This is a genomic window from Agrobacterium sp. SOY23, assembly GCF_027212525.1.
GTDB lineage: Bacteria > Pseudomonadota > Alphaproteobacteria > Rhizobiales > Rhizobiaceae > Agrobacterium > Agrobacterium tumefaciens_I.
In genome coordinates this window covers 464807-486656 of the sequence record NZ_JAPWDT010000004.1, presented here as the reverse complement: position 1 = coordinate 486656, position 21850 = coordinate 464807, and the positions used below count along the sequence as shown (strand labels likewise).

Below are 21850 nucleotides of genomic sequence, written 5' to 3'. Positions count from 1 at the left end.
AGGAACAACCACATGGCGGCATTTCATGAAGTGCGGTTTCCGCTGCGGCTGGCGCTCGGCGTCAGCGGCGGGCCGGTGCGGCGGACTGATATCGTCAATCTTTCCAACGGCCGGGAGAATCGCAACCAGCGCTGGAGGAACGCCAGACGCGCCTATGACGCCGGCTCCGGCATCCGCTCCGTTGCCGATCTTTATGAGGCGCTGGCCTTTTTCGAGGCAAGGCGCGGGGAACTCTACGGTTTTCGCTTTCGCGATCCCGTGGATTTCAAATCCTGTGCGCCGGGAGAGACCCCCGCCGCGACCGATCAGGCGATCGGCACCGGCGACGGGGCGACGGCGGGTTTTCAACTGATGAAGACCTATGCGGATGCCGGCGGCTCGTTTTCCCGCCGCATCGACAAGCCGGTCGAAGGGTCGGTCATCGTTTCGGTCGAGGGGGTGAAGGCCGCGCCGTCCGATCTGTCGGTCGATCATATGACCGGCATGGTGGCATTCCGAACCGGGCGGGTGCCGCCTGCCGGTGCCATCGTCCGCGCCGGTTTTGAGTTCGACGTGCCGGTGCGCTTTGCCATCGACCGTATCGATATCAACGTGACCGCCTTTGAAGCCGGCCGCATTCCCTCCATTCCGCTGATGGAAATCCTGCCATGAAGACCATGCCTGCTGCCCTTGCCGATCATCTGAAGGGGGATGCCACGACCACCTGCCATTGCTGGCGGGTGACGCTGGCGGACGGCGTCGTGATGGGTTTTACCGATCATGACGAGACGCTGTCCTTCGGCGGCACAGCCTTCCTTGCCGCCAGCGGATTTTCGGCCAGCGACAGCGACAGCGAAACGGGGTTGGGCGCGAACGCCGGCGAGGTGGCGGGCGGTTTTTCGAGCGAGGCGATTGTGGAGGACGATCTTGCCGCGGGGCGTTTCGATGGCGCGAAGGTGGAGCTTTTCCTCGTCAACTGGCAGGCGCCGGACGAACATGCGCTGCTCAGCCTGCGCGAGATCGGCGAGGTGACGCGGGCGGGCGGGGCCTTCCGCGCCGAATTGCGCAGCATCGCCCACCGTCTTGGCCAGCCGCAGGGCAGGAGCTATGGGCGGCGTTGCGATGCCGCACTCGGTGACGGGCGCTGCGGCGTTGATCTTGTGCGGTTTGCCGGGCATGGCAGCGTGGCGGCGGTGGATGTTTCGGGCAAGCTGCGAGTCTCAGGGCTCGATGCTTTTGCCGAGGGTTTCTTTAACCGGGGCAAGCTCAGATTTTTGACCGGCAGCCTCGCCGGCAAGGCTTTCGACCTCGACGATCATGAGCGGCGTGATGGCGGCGTGCTTCTCTCCTTCTGGCTGGCGCCGGAGCGGATGCCATCGCCGGGCGATCGTTTTTCGGTGACCGCCGGCTGCGACAAGAGTTTTGCCACCTGCCGGGCGAAATTCGCCAATCATCTGAATTTCAGGGGCTTTCCGCATCTGCCGGGGGCGGATTTCGCCTATTCCTATGCAAACGGCGGTCAGAGCCATGACGGCGGAGCGCTGTTTCATGAGTGATACGGCAGAAAGAGTGCTGGCGCTGGCCGAAAGCTGGATCGGCACGCCCTACAGGCACCAGGCTTCGTTGCAGGGTGTCGGCTGCGATTGCCTCGGCCTGATCCGCGGCGTCTGGCGCGGGCTTTACGGGTACGAACCGGAATTGCCGCCACCCTATGCGCCGGACTGGGCCGAACGCGGCGGCGAGGACCGGCTGATGGCGGCGGCGAAACGCCATTTCACGATGCTTGCGGGCATATCGGAGGCACGGCCGGGAGATCTGCTGCTGTTTCGCTGGCGGGCCGATGCGGCGGCAAAACATCTCGGCATCCTCGCCGGGCCAGAGCATTTCATCCATGCCTATGAGCAGGCGGCGGTGGTGCGGTCGGCTCTCGTGCCGGGCTGGAAGCGGCGTATTGCTGGTGCCTTCCGTTTTCCTGATCCCTGAATTTTTTCGAGGCAAACATGGCGACAATCGTTTTTCAGGCGGCGGGCGCGGCACTCGGCGGCATTTTTGGCCCCGTTGGCGCCATCATCGGCCGGGCGGCCGGCGCACTGGCAGGAAATGCCGTCGACCGCGCACTGCTTTCGAACGGCCGGACGGTGTCCGGCGCGCGGCTTTCGACGGCGCGTATTCCCGGTGCGGATGAGGGGGCCGCGATCAACCGGCTTTATGGCACGGCAAGGATCGGCGGCACGCTGATCTGGGCGACGCGTTTCGAGGAAAACGTCGAGGTTGAGCGGCGTGGCGGCAAGGGCAATCGCGGCCCGAAGGTGGAGCGCTTCCGTTATTTCGCCAATTTCGCCGTGGGCCTGTGCGAAGGCGAGGCGGCCATGGTGCGGCGCGTCTGGGCCGATGGGCGCGAAATCGACCTCACCGGCGTAGAGATGCGTTTTTACCCCGGCAGCGAAACGCAATTGCCCGATCCGCTGATCGAGGCGAAACAGGGGACAGGCAACGCGCCGGCCTTTCGCGGACTTGCCTACGTGGTCTTCGAACGTCTGCCGCTCGAGAGCTATGGCAACCGCATTCCGCTGATGCAGTTCGAGGTCGTTCGGCCGGTCGGAAAGCTCGAAGGTCAGATCCGCGCTATCACCGTCATTCCGGGCGCGACCGAACACGGTTATGGTGGCACACCGGATGATGACAGCGTGTTGCAGGCCATTGCCGATCTCAAGGCCCGGGGCCTGCGGGTCTGCCTTTATCCTTTCGTAATGATGGATGTGCCCGCCGGCAACGGCCTGCCGGACCCCTATGGCGATGGCGAGCAGGCCGCCTATGGCTGGCGCGGCCGCATTACCTGTTTTCCTGCACCCGGCAGGGCCGGCTCCCCGGATCGCAGCGCTGCTGCGCGGGCACAGGTTTCAGCCTTCTGCAACCGCGAGGACGGTTACCGCCGCATGGTGCTGCATTATGCGGGGCTGGCGGCCAAGGCGGGCGGGGTGGATGCTTTCCTGATCGGCTCGGAACTGCGCGGGCTCACCGCACTCCGCGGCCAGAACGATGCCTTTCCTTTCGTCGAGGAGCTGGTGCGGCTGGCGGGCGATGTGCGCGGCATCGTGGGGCCAGCGACGAAGCTCACCTATGCGGCGGACTGGAGCGAATATTTCGGCCACCAGCCGGCGGACGGTTCAGGCGACGTGTTCTTCCACCTCGATCCGCTCTGGGCGAGCCCTGATATCGACGCCATCGGCATCGACAATTACATGCCGCTTTCCGACTGGCGTGACGAGGATGCCACCAACGGCAATCCCGATGGCATGAGCGGCCCGGACGATGCCAGCGCCTTCAGCTACGCCATCACGGCGGGCGAGGGTTTCGACTGGTATTATGCCAGCGATGCCGACCGCGCGGCGCGGCGGCGCATGCCTATAACGGACGGGCTGACGGGCAAGCCATGGATGTTCCGTTACAAGGACCTTCGCAGCTGGTGGGGCAACCTGCATTACGACCGAGTGCGCGGCGTGGAAAATTCCGCGCCGACCGCATGGGTGCCGGGCGCAAAACACATCTGGTTTACCGAACTCGGCTGCCCGGCGGTGGACAAGAGTGCGACGCGGCCCAACGTCTTTCCCGATCCGAAATCGGCGGAAAACGCCTTTCCCCATTTTTCTCGCCGCAACCGCGCCGACAGCCAGCAGCGGCGGTTTCTGGAAGCCCACCTCGACCACTGGGGTGAGGGGGAGGCGGCGATGGTGGATAAAGACCGGGTCTATCTCTGGACGTGGGATGCGCGGCCTTTCCCCGCCTTTCCGCAGAATGGCGCGGTTTGGAGCGATGGCGCCAACTGGCGCACCGGCCACTGGCTGAACGGGAGGCTGGGAACGGCCACTCTTGCCGACACCATCGCCGCCATACTGACGGATCAAGGTTTTTCCGCCTTCGACGTCTCGGCCGTCAGCGGCGATCTGACCGGTTATGTGCAGGGCGACATAACCTCGGCCCGCAACCTGCTGGAGCCGCTGATGGCGGCGTTCCAGGTGGATGTGGCGGAGGAGGGAGGTATGTTGCGTTTCCGCTCCCGCAATACGGCATCTATGCCCGTCCGCGATATCGCCGTGCTGGCCGATCTGGAGGACGAGCCGCTCTGGTCTGAAAATCGCGGCCATGACAGTGATTTCGCAGCAGAAGCCGTGCTGTCCTCGTTCAATCCGGCGCTCGACTACGAGCAGGCGAGCGCGCGTTCCCGCCGCATCGACAATGCCGGCAGCCGGGTGATGCGGCTCGATCTTAACGCCGCTTTGCCGGCGGAAACGGCGGAAGTAGCCGTGGAAGCGCTGTTGCGCGACAACCGTCAGGCCCGGCGCAGCCTGCGCTTCGCCCTGCCGCCATCCGATATCACGCTTGAACCCGGCGATTGCATCCGCCTGCCGGAGGGTGTCTTTCCGCAGGCGCCGGCCGGTCGGTTTCTGGTCAGCCGCATCGAGGATGGCGCGGTGCGGCAGGTGGAGGCGCGGGCTTTTTCCCCGGCCTTTTCAGCCGTCGCCAACGGCATGGAGGAGCGGCGTAGCGTCGGCGCAAGCGGTGCCGAAGGTTTCGCCCCGGAGGTGCTGTTTCTCGATCTGCCGTACCACGATGGCACCACGCCGGAAGAATCGGCACGGATTGCCGCCCTTGCGAGGCCCTGGCGGCCCATTGTCGTTTCTTCATCGCCCAGTACGGAAGGGTATCGCCAGCGCGTGCTGCTCGACCGGCGCGCGACGATCGGCGCGCTGGCACAACCGCTGACGCCCGGACCCTCCGGCCGTTTCGACCGCAAGAACACCATACTGATCGATCTTCCCGCCGGTGAAGTGTCATCGGCCGCAGAACTTTCGGTGCTGAACGGCGAGAACCGTCTCGCCATCAAGGCTGCAAACGGCGTTTGGGAGATCGTCGCCTTCGCGAAAGCTGAAGAAATCGCACACTCGCGCTGGCAGCTCTCCGCGCTCTTGCGGGGTCTCGCCGGCACGGAGGATGCGCTTGCCGCAGGCGCGCCGAAAGGGGCTCCGGTGGTGGTTCTCGATGCGGCGGTGCAGCCGCTCGGTCTTGCCGCAAACGAGCGTGGGCGACGCCTGAACTGGATTGCGGAAGCGGCGGGCATGGCGGGCGCATCGGCCGGGCCCTTTGCCTTTGAGGGTGGCGTGCGGGCGCAGACGCCGCTTGCGCCGGTGCACCTTTCCGGCGAGCGCAGGAGGGACGGCATTCTCCTCAAGTGGAAGCGTCGCGGCCGAGTGGAGGCCGATGGCTGGGATGCGAGCGACATCCCGCTGGAGGAGCCCTTCGAGCTTTACCGCGTCGAGGTGCTGGACGGCGAAACCGTGCGGCGCAAGGTGGAGGTCGCAGAACCCGTCTGGTTTTACCCGGCCGCAGATGAACTCACAGATTTCCCGGTCCTGCGGGATCACATTTCCGTGCGTGTCCGCCAGCTCGGCCGCGCGGTGCCTTCGGGGGTGGTGGCGCAGACCCTTCTCCCGCTCTGACATGTGCCTGAAATACAACGCAAAGGACGAGATTATGGACAGTACCAAGGCATGGTATCAATCCCGCACGATCTGGGGCGCGCTGATTGCGGTTTTTGCTCCGCTTTTCAGCATTGCCGGTTTCGATCTGCCCGCCGGCGTGCAGGGCGAACTCGCCGAAGGGCTGGTGACGGTCGCGGGCGGAATCGGCGGCCTGATCGCGCTTTACGGCCGCCTTTCGGCGACCAGCGCCATCCGCTGACGCCGCCCGCAAACACGCCGTTCCCGCCATGCACCGCTGCGGCGGGGGCGGCATTCATTTGCCATTCAGACGCTTTGCGCTACATATTCGGTCACGATAGGGTTCGAGACGCACCCGGTTCTTGTGGAAGTTTGTAGAATGGCATCACCTCTCATCATCGCGACGCTTGCAGCCGGGCTTTCCGGTTTCACGGCGCCCGAGGCTGATCTGCAGGGCCACTACATTCTGGCTGCCAGCGATTGCGGCGCAGCCGTGGCCCGCGTGGTGCGCGAAACCGGCGGCCAGCTGCTTTCAGTCTATCCTTCCGGCGACGGTCAGTCCTGTGTCGTCACCGTTCTCGTCCAGGGCAATGGCGAGCGCCCGCGCAAGGTAACGATGCGCGTGCCGATGTAGCTTGCCCGCATCGCCGAAATATCGGAAAACAATCCGACACATTTAGCATGACCGGCCACGCGCGCGGGCCGGGACGTAAGGAAAGGGCGGATAATGCGTATTCTCGTTGTTGAGGACGATGCCAATCTCAATCGTCAGCTGACCGATGCTCTCAAAGAGGCCGGTTATGTCGTCGATCAGGCATTCGACGGCGAGGAGGGGCATTACCTCGGTGATACCGAGCCCTATGACGCCATCGTCCTCGATATCGGCCTGCCGCAGCTTGACGGTATTACCGTCGTCGAAAAATGGCGCGCGGCCGGCAAGGCCATGCCGGTGCTCATCCTCACCGCCCGCGACCGCTGGAGCGACAAGGTGGCCGGCATCGACGCCGGTGCCGATGACTATGTGACCAAGCCTTTCCATGTCGAGGAAGTGCTTGCCCGCGTGCGCGCGCTCATCCGCCGCGCCGCCGGCCATGCTTCTTCCGAACTGGTGTGCGGCCCGGTCCGGCTCGACACCAAATCCTCCAAGGCGACCGTCAACGGCACGACGCTGAAGCTCACCTCGCACGAGTTCCGGCTCCTGTCTTATCTCATGCACCACATGGGCGAGGTCGTTTCGCGCACGGAGCTGGTCGAACACATGTACGATCAGGATTTCGACCGCGATTCCAATACGATCGAGGTGTTTGTCGGACGTCTGCGCAAGAAGCTCGGGGTTGATCTGATCGAGACGATCCGTGGTCTCGGTTACCGGATGCAAGCGCCGGCAGATGCGAAGTAATTCCCTCACCGCCCGCGTTCTGCTGCTCGCCTCGCTCTGGTCGGTGCTGGCGCTGGTGGTGATCGCCGTCGTGATCTCGACGCTGTACCGGCAGGGCGTTGAGCGCAGCTTCACCGATCTTCTGAGGGCGCAGCTCTATAACGTCATCAACTCGGTGACGATTTCCAACGAGAATACGCTGGCCGGCAGCCCGCAGCTCGGCGATCTCCGCTTCTCGCAGCCCGATACCGGCTGGTACTGGGTTGTCGAGCCGCTCGGCAATTTCCAGACCGCGCCGCTGGTTTCTTCCTCGCTCGGCGTATCTACGCTGCCGGTGCCGAGCATTCTCGATGCGCCCTTCGACAACAGATATGAGCGTTTTTATGCCGTGACCGATGAGGCCGGCAACAAGGTGCGCGTGGCGGAAACGGAAGTCGTGCTGGATGGCGAAGGCCGTGCCGCGCGGTTTCGTGTTTCCGGCAACCTGAACGTCGTGGAAGACGATGTGCGCGATTTCTCCAATAGCCTTTATCTGGCGCTGGCCGTCTTCGGTGTCGGCAGTCTGGTCGTCAACGGCCTCGCCATTCTCTACAGTCTCAGGCCGCTCGATCAGGCGCGCGTGGCGCTCGGCAAGATCAGGGGCGGGGAGGCGGAAAGCCTCGAAGGCGAATTCCCGCGCGAAATCCAGCCGCTGGCCAATGAGGTCAATGCGCTGATCGACAGCAACCGCCGCCTCGTGGAGCGTGCCCGCATGCAGGTGGGCAATCTCGCCCATTCGCTGAAGACGCCGATTGCCGTTCTTCTGAACGAGGCCCGCACGCTGGAGCCACAACATGGCGATCTGGTAAGGGCGCAGGCGGATGCCATGCAGGCGCAGGTGCAATCCTATCTCTCGCGGGCCCGCATCGCCGCCCAGCGCGGCTCGATCCTTGCCCGTGTGGAAGCGGAGCCGGCGCTGGAACGGCTGGTGCGGGTGATGCGCCGCCTGAACCCGGAGAAGCAGTTCGTGCTGAATTTCGAGCAACCGGGCGCGGTGCTCGGCATGGAACAGCAGGATCTCGAAGAGGTCGTCGGCAATCTTCTCGAAAATGCCGCGCGTTTTGCGCAGACACGCGTGGTCATCACGCTTGCGGCCGGCACGCACCCGTCTTCCGACGCTGAAATGGCACGTCGCTCCTGGGTGGAGCTGACGGTGGAAGACGATGGTCCGGGGCTGGAACCGGAACAGATCAGCGAAGCGATGAAACGCGGCCGCCGGCTGGACGAGAGCCGGCCGGGCACGGGCCTCGGCCTGTCGATCGTTTCCGAGGTGGTGTCAGAGTACCATGGCCGCTTTTCGCTGTCGCGCAGCGCCATTGGTGGGCTGAAAGCCGATCTGATTTTGCCGGGCCTTTCGAAAGAGCTTGCGTGAACCGAGAAAAAAGGCAAGAAATTCAATGCCGGTACATTAGAGCATTTCCAGGGAAAGTGGACCCCGGTTTCTCGTCAGGAAATGCGCCAGAACAAAAAGCTAGAGTTTTTTCACGGTTCGAGGAACAGTGGAAATGCTCTGGGTGCAATGCGGTAGGAAAGAGGACAGGGTTTGGTTGACGTGTATGATGGCTGCCGCTCCGTGACAATGCGTTCGCTGGTGTCACGCCCGGCACTTCTCTCGATCCTGTGCGTTTCGATGCTGAGCGCCTGCACCACCACGGGCACCCGCCCGGCTGGCGGCAGCCTTTTTGGCCGTTCGGCCCAGCCTTCCACGCCTTTCCTTGCCAATCTGCAAGGCGGCATCGTCGGGAAAAGCGGCGTGGAGCTCGACAGGGGCGACCAGACCAAGGCGCTGGAGGCGGAATACAAGGCGCTGGAAACGGCGCCGGTCGGCACGCCTGTCGCCTGGACCGGTGATGACGCCAAGGGTCAGGTGGTCGCCAATGCGCCCTATCAGGTCGGTAACCAGAACTGCCGGCAATATTCGCACAGCCTCACCGTCGATGGACGCGAAATCAAGGTGCGCGGCGCGGCCTGCCGCAATGATGATGGAAGCTGGTCTCCGCTGATCTGATCAGTTTGACGTAAATCAAGGTCATGGGCCTTCCGCGGTGACAAGAAGAGGCACTGCGGAACAGCGAAACGGGATCTGCGGTGCGGCGTGATGTCTCAAATTCACGTCATCCCCGCGCTTCGTGTTTCCATGTGCCGCGCATTCGAGTAATTGAGCCTTATGTTCTGGATTGTCGTTGCGATATTGACGGCGGCTGTCGCCATCGTCCTGATGTACCCGCTGATGCGGAAGACCGAGGTGCCCGAAACGCGCCGCGACGGTGAGGTTGCCGTTTATCGCGACCAGCTGGCCGAACTGGACCGCGAACGCGCCGCCGGCCTGATCGGCGAGACCGAGGCGGATTATGCCCGCGCCGAAATCGGCCGTCGCCTGCTGGCCGCCGCCGAGGCGGAAGAGGTGGCGACGAAGGATGCCCGGCCGCGCCGGCACAATCTTGCCGCCAGCCTCATCACCCTCCTGCTGCCAGTGCTCGGGCTCTGTCTTTACATCTGGAACGGCAGTCCGGAAACGCCGGACATGCCGCTCGAGGCACGCCTTGAAAACCCCGGCAACGACATGAACCTGCTGGTCGCGCGGGCCGAAAGGCATCTGGCGCAGAACCCGGAGGACGGCGGCGGCTGGGATGTTCTGGCGCCGATCTATTTCAAGACATTGCGGCTTGGCGACGCCGAGCTTGCCTATCGCAATGCGCTTCGTATTCTGGGCCCGAGCGCGGAGCGGCTGACGGGCCTTGGCGAAACGCTGGTGGCAGGCAATGACGGCATCGTCATCGAGGCGGCGCGGGATGCGTTTGCTGAGGCCGAAAAGCTGAAGCCCGGCAATCCGCGCGCCCGTTTCTACCTGGCGCTGTCGCTGGAACAGGCAGGCAAGGCGGAAGAAGCACGCGCGGCCTTTACAGCGCTGGCGGCCGATGCGCCGGCCGGCGCGCCGTGGCTTTCGCTGGTGCAAGAACATATCGCCCGCACCGGTGGCGCGGCGAGCCCTGCCGCGCCCGGCCCGACCGCTGAGGACATGGCTGCGGCGAATGACATGACGGCCACCGACCGGCAGGCGATGATCGAGGGCATGGTGGCGAGCCTCGATGCCAAGCTGAAGGACAACCCGGCCGATTTCGAAGGGTGGATGCGGCTTGTCCGCGCCTATTCCGTGCTGAAGAACCAAACCAAGGCCGGTGAAGCCTTGCGGGCCGGGCTGCAGGCTTTCCCGCCGGAGGGCGAACAGGGCAGGCAGCTTCTGGCGCTGGCGAAGGAACTGGGCGTTTCCGCAGGGCCCATCCGCATGGATGGCCAGAAGGATTCCACGCCGCAGGGAGTGACGCAATGACCCGCAAACAGAAACGGCTGGCGATCATCGGCGGCGGCATGAGCTTCATCGTTGCGGCGGTGCTGCTCGTGATGTTCGCCTTCGGCCAGTCGATCGCCTATTTCTACATGCCCGCCGATCTGGAAAAGACGCCGGTCAACCCCGGCACCCGTATCCGCCTTGGCGGGCTGGTGGCGGAAGGTTCGATCAAGCGCGGCGAGGGTCGCACGGTCAGCTTCACGGTGACGGATGGCGAGGCCAATGTGCCGGTCAGCTATACCGGCATCCTGCCCGATCTCTTTCGCGAAGGGCAGGGCGTGGTGACCGAAGGCATGTTCGATGCCGCCACCCATGGTTTCGTGGCCGACAGTGTGCTGGCCAAGCATGACGAGAACTACATGCCGAAGGAAGTGGCCGACCGGCTGAAGGACAAGGGCCTGTGGCAGCATGCGGGAGAGGGCGAAGAGCCTTCCGCCGCAACGCCGTCGACCAGCGCGGCTTCGGCCGACAAGACCGGAGCGACGAAATGATCAACGAGATCGGCCATTATGTCCTGGTTCTGGCGCTCGGCGTGGCGCTGATCGTCTCGACGCTGCCGGTGATCGGCGCGCGCCGCAATGACCGGGCGCTGATGGATGTCGCCTCGCTCGGCTCGGTCCTGATGTTCCTGCTGGTGGGCTTTTCCTTCGCGGCGCTGACGCGGGCCTATGCCGTCTCGGATTTTTCCGTGCGCAATGTCTGGGAGAACTCCCATTCGCTGATGCCGATGATCTACAAGCTGACCGGTGTTTGGGGCAACCACGAAGGCTCCATGCTGCTGTGGCTGCTCATTCTGGTGTTTTTCAGCGCGCTCGTCGCCGCTTTCGGCCGCAACCTGCCGGAGACGCTGAAAGCCAATGTTCTGGCCGTACAGGCGTGGATTTCCGTCGCCTTCCTGCTGTTCATCCTGCTTACCTCCAACCCGTTCCTGCGGCTGGAGCGGGTGCCGGCGGAAGGGCAGGACCTCAATCCCATCCTTCAGGATTTCGGCCTCGCCATCCATCCGCCGCTGCTCTATCTCGGTTATGTCGGCTTTTCCGTCTGTTTCTCTTTCGCCGTTGCCGCGCTGCTGGAAGGCCGTATCGATGCCGCATGGGCGCGATGGGTGCGGCCGTGGACGCTCGCCGCATGGACCTTCCTGACCGCGGGCATCTCCATGGGCTCCTACTGGGCCTATTATGAACTCGGCTGGGGCGGCTGGTGGTTCTGGGATCCGGTGGAAAACGCCTCCTTCATGCCCTGGCTTGCCGGCACGGCGCTGCTGCATTCGGCGCTCGTCATGGAAAAGCGCGAGGCGCTGAAGATCTGGACCGTGTTGCTGGCGATCATGACCTTCTCGCTGTCGCTGCTCGGCACCTTCCTCGTCCGCTCCGGCGTGCTGACCTCCGTGCATGCCTTCGCCACCGATCCGAGCCGTGGCATCTTCATTCTCGGCATTCTGACCGTCTTCATCGGCGGCGCCTTTGCGCTCTTCGCATGGCGGGCGCCGGCCCTGAAGGCCGGTGGCCTGTTCGCGCCGATCTCGCGTGAGGGGTCGCTCGTCCTCAACAACCTGATCCTGACGGTCTCGACCGCCACCGTGCTGATCGGCACGCTCTATCCGCTCATTCTCGAAACGCTGACGGGTGAAAAAATCTCGGTTGGCGCGCCGTTCTTCAACCTCACCTTCGGTCTGCTGATGATCCCGATTCTGATCGTCACCCCATTCGGGCCGATGCTGGCGTGGAAGCGTGGCGATCTCCTCGGCGCATTCCAGCGGCTTTATGTGGCGGCAGCGCTTGCCGCGCTTGCAGGGCTGACACTCTGGTACATTGAAAATGGCGGCCCGGTGCTGGCGGCACTCGGCATTGCCGCCGGTTTCTGGCTGATTTTCGGGGCGCTGACCGATCTCTGGTATCGCGCCAATTTCGGCAAGCTCGCCTTCGGCATCGCGTTTCGCCGCCTGAAGGGCCTGCCACGCTCGGCCTTCGGCACGGCGCTAGCGCATATCGGCCTCGGCATCACCGTGCTCGGCATCGTCATCGTCACCACCTTCGAGACCGAAACCGTGCTGGAAATGAAAGAGGGCATGGCGGCGGAAGCGGGCGGTTACAGCCTGACCTTCGATGGTGTCCGCCATGCCGTCGGCCCGAATTTCACCGAGGATCGCGGCCATTTCACCGTGCGCAAGGCGGGTGTCGAGGTGGCCGATGTCTGGTCGTCCAAGCGGCTTTATACCGCACGGCGCATGCCGACGACGGAAGCCGGCATCCTGACCTTCGGCCTCAGCCAGCTTTATGTCTCGCTCGGTGACCCGATGGCCGATGGCGGCATGGTGGTACGCATCTGGTGGAAACCCTTCATCCTCTGCATCTGGGGTGGCACGCTGTTCATGATGGCGGGCGGTTTCATCTCGCTCTCGGACAGGCGGTTGCGGGTGGGTGCGCCGACCCGCAAGGCGAAGCCGGTGCGAACGGCGATGCCGGAGGCGGCGGAATGACGTTCACACGCGCTCCCTCATTCCTGTGTTTGTCACAGGAATCTAACCGCCGCTCGTCTGCGCGGCGGGAGAGTCTTTCCAGCCCAAGGACTTGGGCTGGCTGGATGCCTGTGGCGGGCACAGGAATGAGGGAGGGTGTGGTGAGACTCACTCTTCTTCTGACTCTCCTGTTTGCCGCCGCGCTTCCCGCTCTCGCCTTCAACCCGGACGAAGTCCTCAAAGACCCCGTTCTGGAACAGCGCGCCCGCAACCTTACCTCGCAACTCCGTTGCATGGTCTGCCAGAACCAGTCGATCGACGACAGCAATGCCGAGCTCGCGCGGGATCTGCGCGTCCTCGTGCGTGAGCGGCTGGTGCAGGGCGACAGTGACAAGGCCGTCATCGATTATGTCGTCTCGCGTTACGGCGAGTTCGTATTGCTCAAACCACGCCTCAGCCTGCGCACCGTGCTTTTGTGGGGCGCGCCCATCGGTCTCACCCTTGCCGGGATTTTCGCCGTCTTCGTGTTTTCTCGCCGCCGCGCAAGTCAGGAACAACCGCAGAAACTGAGCGCGGACGAAGAAGAGCGAATTCGCAATCTCATTGAAAAATAAACGGTTTCCATTTCCGTCCCCGGTTCTTTTTCAACATTACGGATTTTTCATTCCGCAGACACTTCGCCGTAAGGTGTTGCCTCCTATATCTTCATCATCCACCGCTTCCCCGGTCATACGGGTTCCAGTCTGAATGAAGAAAGAAGGTACACCATGTCTCATTCGCAAAACGGACGTTCCTCGCTGAAGACGGCTTTGAAGGCCACGACCGTCGGCGGTCTTGCCGCTCTGATGCTGTCGACCGGCATCGCCGCACCGATCCTCCATTCGTTTGCCGCTCCCGTCGAAGTGACCGCGCCGCAGGTTCCGAGCTTCGCCAACGTGGTCGATGCGGTCTCGCCCGCCGTCGTTTCCGTTCGCGTGCAGTCGAACGTGCAGCCCGCTTCCGACGATTCCAGCAATTTCTCCTTCAATTTCGGCGGTCGTGGCCTCGACCAGCTGCCGGATGACCACCCGCTGAAGCGTTTCTTCAAGGAATTCGGTGGCCCGAACCAGGATCGCTCCGACCGTGGTCCGAACCGCCACCGTGACGGCAAGGGTCCGCTGCGCCCGGTCGCTCAAGGCTCCGGCTTCTTCATTTCTGAAGATGGTTATGTCGTCACCAACAACCATGTGGTCGATGACGGCTCCGCCTATACGATCGTGATGAATGACGGCACCGAACTCGACGCCAAGCTCGTCGGTCGCGATCCGCGTACCGATCTGGCGCTCCTGAAGGTCGATGTGAACCGCAAGTTCACCTATGTGAAATTCGCCGACGACACCAAGATCCGTGTCGGTGACTGGGTTGTCGCCGTCGGTAACCCCTTCGGCCTCGGCGGCACGGTGACGTCGGGTATCATTTCGGCCCGTGGCCGCGATATCGGCTCCGGCCCCTATGACGACTACCTGCAGATCGACGCCGCCGTGAACCGCGGCAACTCGGGTGGTCCGGCCTTCAACCTCAACGGTGAAGTGGTCGGCATCAACACCGCCATCTTCTCGCCCTCGGGCGGCAACGTCGGTATCGCCTTCGCCATCCCGTCCTCGGTCGCCAAGGATGTGATCGCCGACCTGCAGAAGGACGGCAAGGTGGAGCGCGGCTGGCTTGGCGTGCAGATCCAGCCCGTCAGCAAGGATATCGCCGAATCGCTCGGCCTTTCCGAAGCCAAGGGTGCGCTGGTCGTTTCGCCGCAGTCCGGCTCGCCGGGCGACAAGGCCGGCATCAAGCAGGGTGACATCATCACCGCCGTCAATGGCGAGCTTGTCAAGGATGCCCGCGACCTGTCGCGCCGCATCGGCGGCATGGCACCCAACAGCAAGGTTGAAATCTCGCTGTGGCGCGGTGGCAAGTCGCAGTCGGTCACGGTGACGCTCGGCGATCTCACCAGCGACGACGCCTCCAAGGCAACCCAGAGCCAGAACGACGACAAGGGCGGCAGCCAGTCCTCCAGCGAGAAGGTGCTGTCCAGCCTCGGCCTGACGGTAGCGCCAGCCGATGACGGTAATGGCCTTGCCATCACCGATGTCGACCCTGACAGCGACGCTGCTGCCCGTGGCCTGAAGACGGGTGAGAAGATCACCTCGGTCAACAACCAGCAGGTGGCCTCCGCAGCCGATATCGAGAAAATCCTCGAACAGGCCAAGAAGGACGGACGCTCCAAGGCGCTGTTCCAGATCCAGACGGATGACGGCAGCCGCTTCATCGCTCTGGACATCGACCAGGGTTGATAGGCTGAAAGGCGATGCCGGTTCTTTCGGGAGCCGGCGTCGTATCCCGCTCTTCAGATGGGCGGTTGAGCATGACAGGGCGTTGCAGCCCGTTTCTTCTCCCCGAGGGGGAGAAGGTGGCCCGAAGGGCCGGATGAGGGGGCCAGCTCCCCGAATATCTCTACCGTCGCCCCCTCATCCCGCTGCCGCGGACTTCTCCCCGGCGGGGAGAAGAAACAAGCGGCGACCACTCGCTCCATAGGTTATTGCCCGTCTTGAGGCGAGATAACGCAATAGGCCAGATCTTCGGAGGAAACCTCATGGAAAACAAGGCTCAGGAAATGTCTGTCGCATCTGTTTCCGGTTGTGCGGAAAAGGGCGAGGGCGCTATTGTCCCGCACATGAAGATTCTAGTCATTGAAGACGACCTAGAGGCTGCGGCCTATATGACCAAGGCGTTCCGCGAAGTCGGGATCGTCGCCGATCACGCGAGCGATGGCGAAAGCGGCCTGTTCATGGGCTGCGAGAATGCCTATGACGTTATGGTGATCGACCGCATGCTGCCGCGCCGCGACGGGCTTTCCGTCATCAGCGAGCTGCGCCGTCGCGGTATCGATACGCCGGTGCTCATCCTTTCCGCACTGGGACAGGTGGATGACCGCGTGACGGGCCTGCGCGCCGGCGGTGATGACTATCTGCCGAAACCCTATGCCTTTTCCGAATTGCTCGCCCGTATCGAGGTGCTGGGCCGCCGCAAGGGCAAACCCGAGCAGGACATGATCTACCGGGTCGGCGATCTGGAGCTCGACCGGCTGTCGCATGATGTGCGCCGTGGCGGCAAGGAAATCCTGCTGCAGCCGCGCGAATTCCGCCTGCTGGAATATCTGATGAAGAATGCCGGCCAGGTGGTGACCCGCACCATGCTTCTGGAAAACGTCTGGGACTACCACTTCGATCCGCAGACCAATGTCATCGACGTACATGTCTCCCGCCTGCGCTCGAAGATCGAGAAGGACTTCGAGAAGCCGCTCTTGAAGACTATTCGCGGCGCCGGTTACATGATGAAGGACGAGGGCTGATTGGCGAAGATGGCCCGCCTCAGAATAGTGTTCAGATCGACGGCGGTGCGCCTCTCGGCGCTCTATATCCTGCTGTTCGCACTCTGCGCCGCCTTCCTCGTTTTTTACGTCACCGCCCTTTCCGAACGGCTGCTGAACCAGCAGACGCGCGATGCCGTCCTGCAGGAAGTCTCGGATGTACAGCGCATCTATAATCGCGGCGGCATCAACCCGCTGCTGAGGATGATGGAGCGCCGCGCCCGCCAGCCGGGGGCGAGCCTTTACGTCATTGCCGGGCCGAATGGCGAAATCCTTGCCGGCAACGTCGCTTCCGTGCAGCCCGGCGTCTTCGACAGGGAAGGCTGGACGGGCTTCCCGTTCCGTTACGAGCGTTATTCCGAAAGCGGCGACAGCGTACAGCATCTTGCCACCGCCAATGTCTTCATGCTGGATAACGGCCTGCGCATTCTGATCGGCCGCGACCTTGGCGAGCCGACCAAGTTCCGTGCGCTGGTGCGCAATGCGCTGATGGTGGCGCTCGCCATCATGGGCGGCGGCGCGCTGCTCATCTGGTTCGGCATCGGCCGCAATGCGCTGAAACGCATCGACCGCATGTCGGCGGCGACGAAGAAGATCATGGCCGGCGACCTTTCCCAGCGTCTGCCGCAGGGCCGCTCCGGTGATGAATTCGACCGGCTGTCCGGCTCGCTCAACGCCATGCTCGGCCGCATCGAAAAGCTCAATGAAGGCCTGCGGCAGGTTTCCGACAATATCGCCCATGACCTGAAGACACCGCTGACGCGGCTGCGCAACAAGGCCGCCGCAGCCCTTGACGACGATGACGAGACGAAGCGGCGGGCCGCCCTTGAAGGCATCATCGCCGAATCCGACCAGCTCATCCGCACCTTCAACGCGCTGCTGATGATTTCCCGTGTTGAGGCAGGCTCCATCGCAGCAGAAATGACCGATGTGGATGTCTCGGCGATTGCCGCCGACAGCGCCGAGCTTTACGAGCCGGTGGCAGAGGATGCGGGGCTTGCGCTGGAAGCGCAAATCGAACCGGGCCTTACCGTCAAGGGCAATCGCGAACTGATCGGCCAGGCGCTTTCGAACCTCATCGACAATGCCATGAAATATGCCTGCGAAGGCGAGGGTGACAAAAAGCTCGTCGTGCGACTGGCAAAGGAGCCGGAGGCGATCGTGCTCTCCGTCGCCGATAGTGGCCCCGGCATTCCCGCCGACAAGCGTGGCGAGGTGCTGAAACGTTTTGTCCGGCTGGATGAGAGCCGTTCCAAACCCGGTACGGGGCTTGGCCTGTCGCTGGTGGAAGCCGTGATGGAGCTGCACGGCGGATCGCTGGTGCTTTCCGACACGGATGTGACAAATGCGGCCTGCCCGGGCCTGACGGTTTCAATGGTGTTTCCCGACAATAATCGCTGAGGAGCATCGGGAGCGTATCCAGCGGGGAAGATATCCCCGCCGGGCTGTTTTCGAGATTCAGAACGTGTAGGCCACGCCGATCATCGCGAAGGGCTGAATATCCTTCTTCACCACCGGGCTGTTCTTCGCGTCGCCCAGCAGGAAGCCGACGCCGCCCGTGCCGGTGATCATCCAGTTTTCGGTCATCATGTAGGAGACCGAGGCGCTGGCGTCGATGCGCTTGAAACCGGCTTTCGCATCATAACGGCGCAGGCCGGAGCGGGCGGATTGGGCCGAGGTGACGCCGAAATAGGATTTCATGTGGTTGTCGTCGGCCCAGGTGGCGGAGAGGTCAGCCCCGAGGATGAACTGGTCGACCTTGTGCGAGACGCTGGCGCCGACGGTTGCGGTCAGGCCTTCGCTGCCGCCGATGGTCTTGTCCACCTTGGCGTAGATTTCGAAGGGTTCCACGCCATAGGCGATCACGCCGCCGACCACGCCGCCGGCCTTGATGTCGCCGAGCCCGCGCAGGTTCTTCCTGTCGTCCTTTTCCTTGCGTCCCGCTTCCCAGCCGCCCTTGATGCCCAGCCTGAAACCGTTATTGTTCAGCAGATTGACGGTAGCGCCGCTGAAATCGATGCTCAGCGTGTCTCCATATTGCACGGAAACCAGCGGAACGGCGCCGGCTTCCAGCTTGTCCGAACCCTCATATTTCGGGGCATAGGCCGCACCCACGCCGAGCGTGATCTTCCAGTCGCTGGAACTGCTGTAACGCGCATCGTCGAAATTGCCCTGCGGGTCGACCACCCGGTTCGATTTGCCGATATCGGCGGCGAAGACGGGCGTGCAGACGGCCTGCGCCGCGGACAGCGTCGTCAGGCAGAGCGCCATGGCGCGCAGGTTCTTTTGCCATTTCACTGTAAAAAACTGTTTCATGATCCTATCCGTTGCAGCACCGGGCCTTGGAAAACCAGGGAGTGGGTTCCATTGGGGAGGACGCTACGCGGGCACAATTGCGGAGACATTACGCGAGATTGCCATTGGCGGATGAAATGGCGCTTCCGCGTGCCAGTCCCTGGAAAAGATCGGCAAAAGCGGTTTTCCTGATCGCAAAGCGCCCCGCATTTGTTACAACGCGGAGTATATGCGCCCGCAGGCTTCGTTGACGTGTGGCGGCGGGAGGGTTTTCGCGGGGAGCGGTCCGTCCTGAACGTCAGGCACAACCGAAGCGCAAAGATGGGCTCGGAAGAGGGAGAGAGACAGTGACGAAACGGGAAACCGTCGAGAGGCGGCTGAGCGAGGTTCTGCCGGGCGTGATCCGCCCCTATACGCAGACGGAACTGAAATCCGTTCTTTCGACGCTGAAGGATATCGGCAAGGCGGAGCCGGCGGTGGCCGCGCTCCTCGCCGGCGAAAGTCAGCTGAAGGACTTCATCGCTGCGGCTTTCACCCTGTCGCCCTATCTGCGTGATATGGCGGCGGCGGATGAGGGGCTTTTGTCGCTGGCCATTTCCAGGCCGCTCGAGCCGTTGCTCACCGATCTCGTCGGTGAGGCGCGCGCGTGCTGGAAGCCGGGTGAAGAGGGCGGGGTGCCCACCGAAAACGAGGTGATGTCACGGCTGAGGATCGCCAAGCGGCGGCTTTCCTTCATTGCCGCACTTGCCGATCTGGCGCGCATCTTCACCGCCCGCGATACGACGCGCTGGCTGAGCGACATGGCGGATGCCTCGCTCTCCGCCGCCATCGATCACCTGCTGCTCGCCGCCCATGAAAGCGGCAAGCTGAAACTGAAGAACACTGCCGCGCCGAGCGAGGGTTCCGGCCTGATCGTGCTCGGCATGGGCAAGCTCGGCGCGCGTGAGCTCAACTATTCCTCGGATATCGATGCCGTCGTGTTCTTCGAGCCTTCGGCCGGCATCATGGACGATCCCTATGATGCGACGGAGAATTTCGGCCGCATGATGCGACGCCTCGTGCGCATCATGCAGGAGCGCACGGCCGATGGTTATGTCTTCCGCACCGATCTGAGGCTACGGCCCGACCCCGGCTCGACACCGCTTGCCATTCCCGTGGAAGCGGCGCTGCTTTATTACGAGGGCAGGGGCCAGAACTGGGAGCGCGCCGCCTATATCAAGGCACGGCCGGTGGCAGGTGACATCAAGGCGGGCGAAAATTTCCTGCGCGAACTGACGCCCTTCATCTTCCGCAAATATCTCGATTATGCGGCGATTGCCGATATCCACTCCATCAAGCGGCAGATCCATGCCCATAAGGGCCACGGTGCGATTGCGGTGAAGGGCCACAATGTCAAGCTCGGGCGCGGTGGCATCCGCGAGATCGAGTTCTTCGCCCAGACCCAGCAGCTGATCGCCGGCGGCCGCATGCCGCCGCTGCGGGTGCGTGCGACCGAGGAGGCGCTGGCAGCGCTGACCGAGGCGAAATGGATCGACGCCGAGACCCGTGACAGCCTGACGGAAGCCTACTGGTTCCTGCGCGAGGTGGAGCACCGCATCCAGATGGTGCGCGACGAGCAGACCCATGTGCTGCCGGACACAGAAGCCGAATTGAAGCGCATCGCCTTCATGCTCGGTTTTGAGGACACAAAAACTTTTTCCGAAAAGCTGGAAGAAGTGCTGCGGCTGGTGGAGCGGCGTTATTCGGCTTTGTTCGAGCAGGAAGTGAAACTGTCAGGCGAGGCGGGCAATCTGGTCTTTACCGGCCAGAAGGACGATCCCGATACGCTGAAGACGCTTTCCACGCTTGGTTTTCAGCGGCCGGAGGATATTTCCCGCGTCATCCGCACCTGGCACAATGGCCGTTACCGGGCGACGCAGTCGGTCGAAGCACGCGAACGGCTGACGGAGCTGACGCCGGATCTGCTGCGCGCCTTTGGCGAAAGCAAGCGGGCGGACGAGGCGCTGCTGCGGTTCGATAATTTTCTCTCGGGCCTGCCGGCTGGCATTCAGCTCTTCTCGCTGCTCGGCAACAATCCGGCGCTGCTCGATCTGCTGGTGACGATCATGTCTTCGGCCCCACGCCTTGCCGAAATCATCGCGGCCCGCCCACATGTCTTCGACGGCATGCTCGACCCGGCGCTGATGAGCGACGTGCCGACCCGCGATTATCTCGCCCACCGCATGGGCAATTTCCTCTCCAATGCCCGTCATTACGAGGATATTCTCGACCGCCTGCGCATTTTCGCCGCCGAACAGCGGTTCCTCATCGGCGTCAGGCTGCTGACCGGCGCGATCCGCGGCGAGGTTGCCGCCCGCGCCTTCACCCATCTTGCCGATCTGGTGATCGAGGCGGCGCTGAATGCCGTCCTTTCGGAGATGGAGGCGGCGCATGGGCCTTACCCCGGTGGGCGCGTGGCCGTCATGGGCATGGGCAAGCTCGGCTCCTTCGAGCTGACCGCGGGTTCGGACGTCGATCTCATCCTGCTTTACGATTATGACGACACCGCCCATGAATCCACCGGTGCAAAACCGCTCGATGTCGTGCGTTATTTCACCCGCGTCACCCAGCGGCTGATCGCAGCGCTCTCGGCCCCGACGGCGGAAGGCGTGCTCTATGAGGTCGACATGCGGCTGCGCCCCTCCGGCAACAAGGGACCGGTGGCCACCCGCATGTCCGCCTTCGAGAAATACCAGCGTGAGGAGGCCTGGACCTGGGAGCACATGGCGCTGTCGCGCGCCCGCCTCATCTGCGGCGACGCCTCGCTGATGGAGGATGCGCGCCGCATCATCGCCTCCATCCTTTCGCAGAAACGCGACGTGGCCAAGGTTTCCGCCGATGTGCTGGAAATGCGTAATCTCATCGAGCAGGAAAAGCCGCCGGAAAACAACTGGGACTTCAAGCTCATCAATGGCGGGCTGATCGATCTCGAATTCATCGCCCAATATCTGGCGCTGGTCGGGCCGGTGAAGGGGCTTGTGGCGCATGAACCCGGTCGCAATACGGCCGAGGCCCTGCAGGTGCTGGCCGCGCCTGTCATGGAGCCGCAGGCTTTCGATGACTGCATGGCGGCGATGGGGCTTTACACTGAAATCTCGCAGATCGTGCGGCTGTGCATCGATGGCGCGTTTAATCCGAAGGAGGCGCCGGCGGGCCTCACTGATCTCGTTTGCCGGGCCGGGGATTGCCCGGATATTCCGACGCTGGAGGGAGAGGTGAAGCGGTTGGCGAAGGCGGTGCGGAAGGCGTTTGTGGCGGTGGTGAAGAATGGGGGGTGATGTCGGTGGGTGTGGCTTACCCCCCTCTGCCCTGCCGGGCATCTCCCCCACAGGTGGGGAGATCGATATGCGGCGAGGTTTTGCCCATCTCGACGTTAGAGTATGAAGTGGTGACAGTGCGTCTTGCCGATCTCCCT

18 protein-coding genes are annotated in these 21850 nt (G+C 63.2%); 17 read left to right on the top strand and 1 reads right to left on the bottom strand.

Annotated features, from left to right (window positions below; translation table 11 throughout):
• Positions 1-12: 12 nt before the first annotated feature.
• The 16 genes from O3S81_RS14615 to O3S81_RS14540 all read left to right on the top strand — a co-directional run bounded on the left by O3S81_RS14615 (position 13) and on the right by O3S81_RS14540 (position 17502).
• A complete protein-coding gene (locus tag O3S81_RS14615) occupies positions 13-651 on the top strand; it encodes a TIGR02217 family protein (protein ID WP_269344228.1) in 639 nt (212 codons plus the stop codon).
• Positions 648-1535, top strand: a complete 888-nt coding sequence (locus tag O3S81_RS14610; RefSeq protein ID WP_269344227.1) for a DUF2163 domain-containing protein — start codon at positions 648-650, stop codon at positions 1533-1535. Before O3S81_RS14615 ends, O3S81_RS14610 begins: the two co-directional genes overlap by 4 nt.
• Entirely contained in the window at positions 1528-1962 is a 435-nt protein-coding gene (locus tag O3S81_RS14605) for a C40 family peptidase (protein ID WP_269344226.1), read from the top strand. Before O3S81_RS14610 ends, O3S81_RS14605 begins: the two co-directional genes overlap by 8 nt.
• A gap of 17 nt (positions 1963-1979) precedes the next feature.
• On the top strand, positions 1980-5477 hold the full coding sequence (locus O3S81_RS14600) for a baseplate multidomain protein megatron (RefSeq protein WP_269344225.1): 3498 nt from the start codon (positions 1980-1982) through the stop codon (positions 5475-5477).
• Positions 5478-5511: 34 nt separating this feature from the next.
• Positions 5512-5718, top strand: a complete 207-nt coding sequence (locus O3S81_RS14595) for a hypothetical protein (protein WP_269344224.1) — start codon at positions 5512-5514, stop codon at positions 5716-5718.
• 138 nt (positions 5719-5856) lie between these two features.
• Positions 5857-6111 (top strand): hypothetical protein, encoded by a 255-nt coding sequence (locus O3S81_RS14590; protein WP_003497070.1) that lies wholly within the window; start codon positions 5857-5859, stop codon positions 6109-6111.
• Positions 6112-6204: 93 nt separating this feature from the next.
• Positions 6205-6876: a response regulator transcription factor gene (locus tag O3S81_RS14585; RefSeq protein WP_003509815.1), complete on the top strand. Its 672-nt coding sequence runs from the start codon at positions 6205-6207 to the stop codon at positions 6874-6876.
• Positions 6866-8266, top strand: a complete 1401-nt coding sequence (locus O3S81_RS14580; protein WP_269344223.1) for a sensor histidine kinase — start codon at positions 6866-6868, stop codon at positions 8264-8266. The genes O3S81_RS14585 and O3S81_RS14580 overlap by 11 nt, the downstream gene beginning before the upstream one ends.
• Before the next feature lie 207 nt (positions 8267-8473).
• Complete coding sequence (locus O3S81_RS14575) at positions 8474-8902, top strand: hypothetical protein (protein ID WP_269344451.1); 429 nt, start codon at positions 8474-8476, stop codon at positions 8900-8902.
• Between the two features lie 159 nt (positions 8903-9061).
• Positions 9062-10225 (top strand): c-type cytochrome biogenesis protein CcmI, encoded by a 1164-nt coding sequence (gene ccmI / locus O3S81_RS14570; RefSeq protein WP_269344221.1) that lies wholly within the window; start codon positions 9062-9064, stop codon positions 10223-10225.
• The gene (gene ccmE / locus O3S81_RS14565; protein ID WP_269344219.1) at positions 10222-10734 is read left to right on the top strand and encodes a cytochrome c maturation protein CcmE; all 513 of its coding nucleotides are present in this window, start codon (positions 10222-10224) and stop codon (positions 10732-10734) included. Before ccmI ends, ccmE begins: the two co-directional genes overlap by 4 nt.
• Positions 10731-12722 carry a heme lyase CcmF/NrfE family subunit gene (locus O3S81_RS14560; RefSeq protein WP_269344218.1) on the top strand — a complete coding sequence of 664 codons (1992 nt, stop codon included), beginning with the start codon at positions 10731-10733 and terminating at the stop codon, positions 12720-12722. The genes ccmE and O3S81_RS14560 overlap by 4 nt, the downstream gene beginning before the upstream one ends.
• Before the next feature lie 125 nt (positions 12723-12847).
• On the top strand, positions 12848-13315 hold the full coding sequence (locus O3S81_RS14555) for a cytochrome c-type biogenesis protein (RefSeq protein ID WP_269344216.1): 468 nt from the start codon (positions 12848-12850) through the stop codon (positions 13313-13315).
• A 153-nt stretch (positions 13316-13468) separates the two neighbouring features.
• A complete protein-coding gene (locus tag O3S81_RS14550; protein ID WP_269344214.1) occupies positions 13469-15025 on the top strand; it encodes a Do family serine endopeptidase in 1557 nt (518 codons plus the stop codon).
• A gap of 299 nt (positions 15026-15324) precedes the next feature.
• The gene (locus O3S81_RS14545) at positions 15325-16083 is read left to right on the top strand and encodes a response regulator transcription factor (protein WP_442864922.1); all 759 of its coding nucleotides are present in this window, start codon (positions 15325-15327) and stop codon (positions 16081-16083) included.
• Positions 16084-16092: 9 nt separating this feature from the next.
• Entirely contained in the window at positions 16093-17502 is a 1410-nt protein-coding gene (locus O3S81_RS14540) for a sensor histidine kinase (RefSeq protein ID WP_269344447.1), read from the top strand.
• A 57-nt stretch (positions 17503-17559) separates the two neighbouring features.
• Here the strand turns inward: O3S81_RS14540 and O3S81_RS14535 are convergent, their stop codons facing one another.
• A complete protein-coding gene (locus tag O3S81_RS14535) occupies positions 17560-18417 on the bottom strand; it encodes a MipA/OmpV family protein (protein WP_269344212.1) in 858 nt (285 codons plus the stop codon).
• Between the two features lie 326 nt (positions 18418-18743).
• Between O3S81_RS14535 and O3S81_RS14530 the strand changes: the two genes are divergently transcribed.
• Positions 18744-21713, top strand: a complete 2970-nt coding sequence (locus O3S81_RS14530; RefSeq protein WP_269344211.1) for a bifunctional [glutamine synthetase] adenylyltransferase/[glutamine synthetase]-adenylyl-L-tyrosine phosphorylase — start codon at positions 18744-18746, stop codon at positions 21711-21713.
• Positions 21714-21850: the final 137 nt, after the last annotated feature.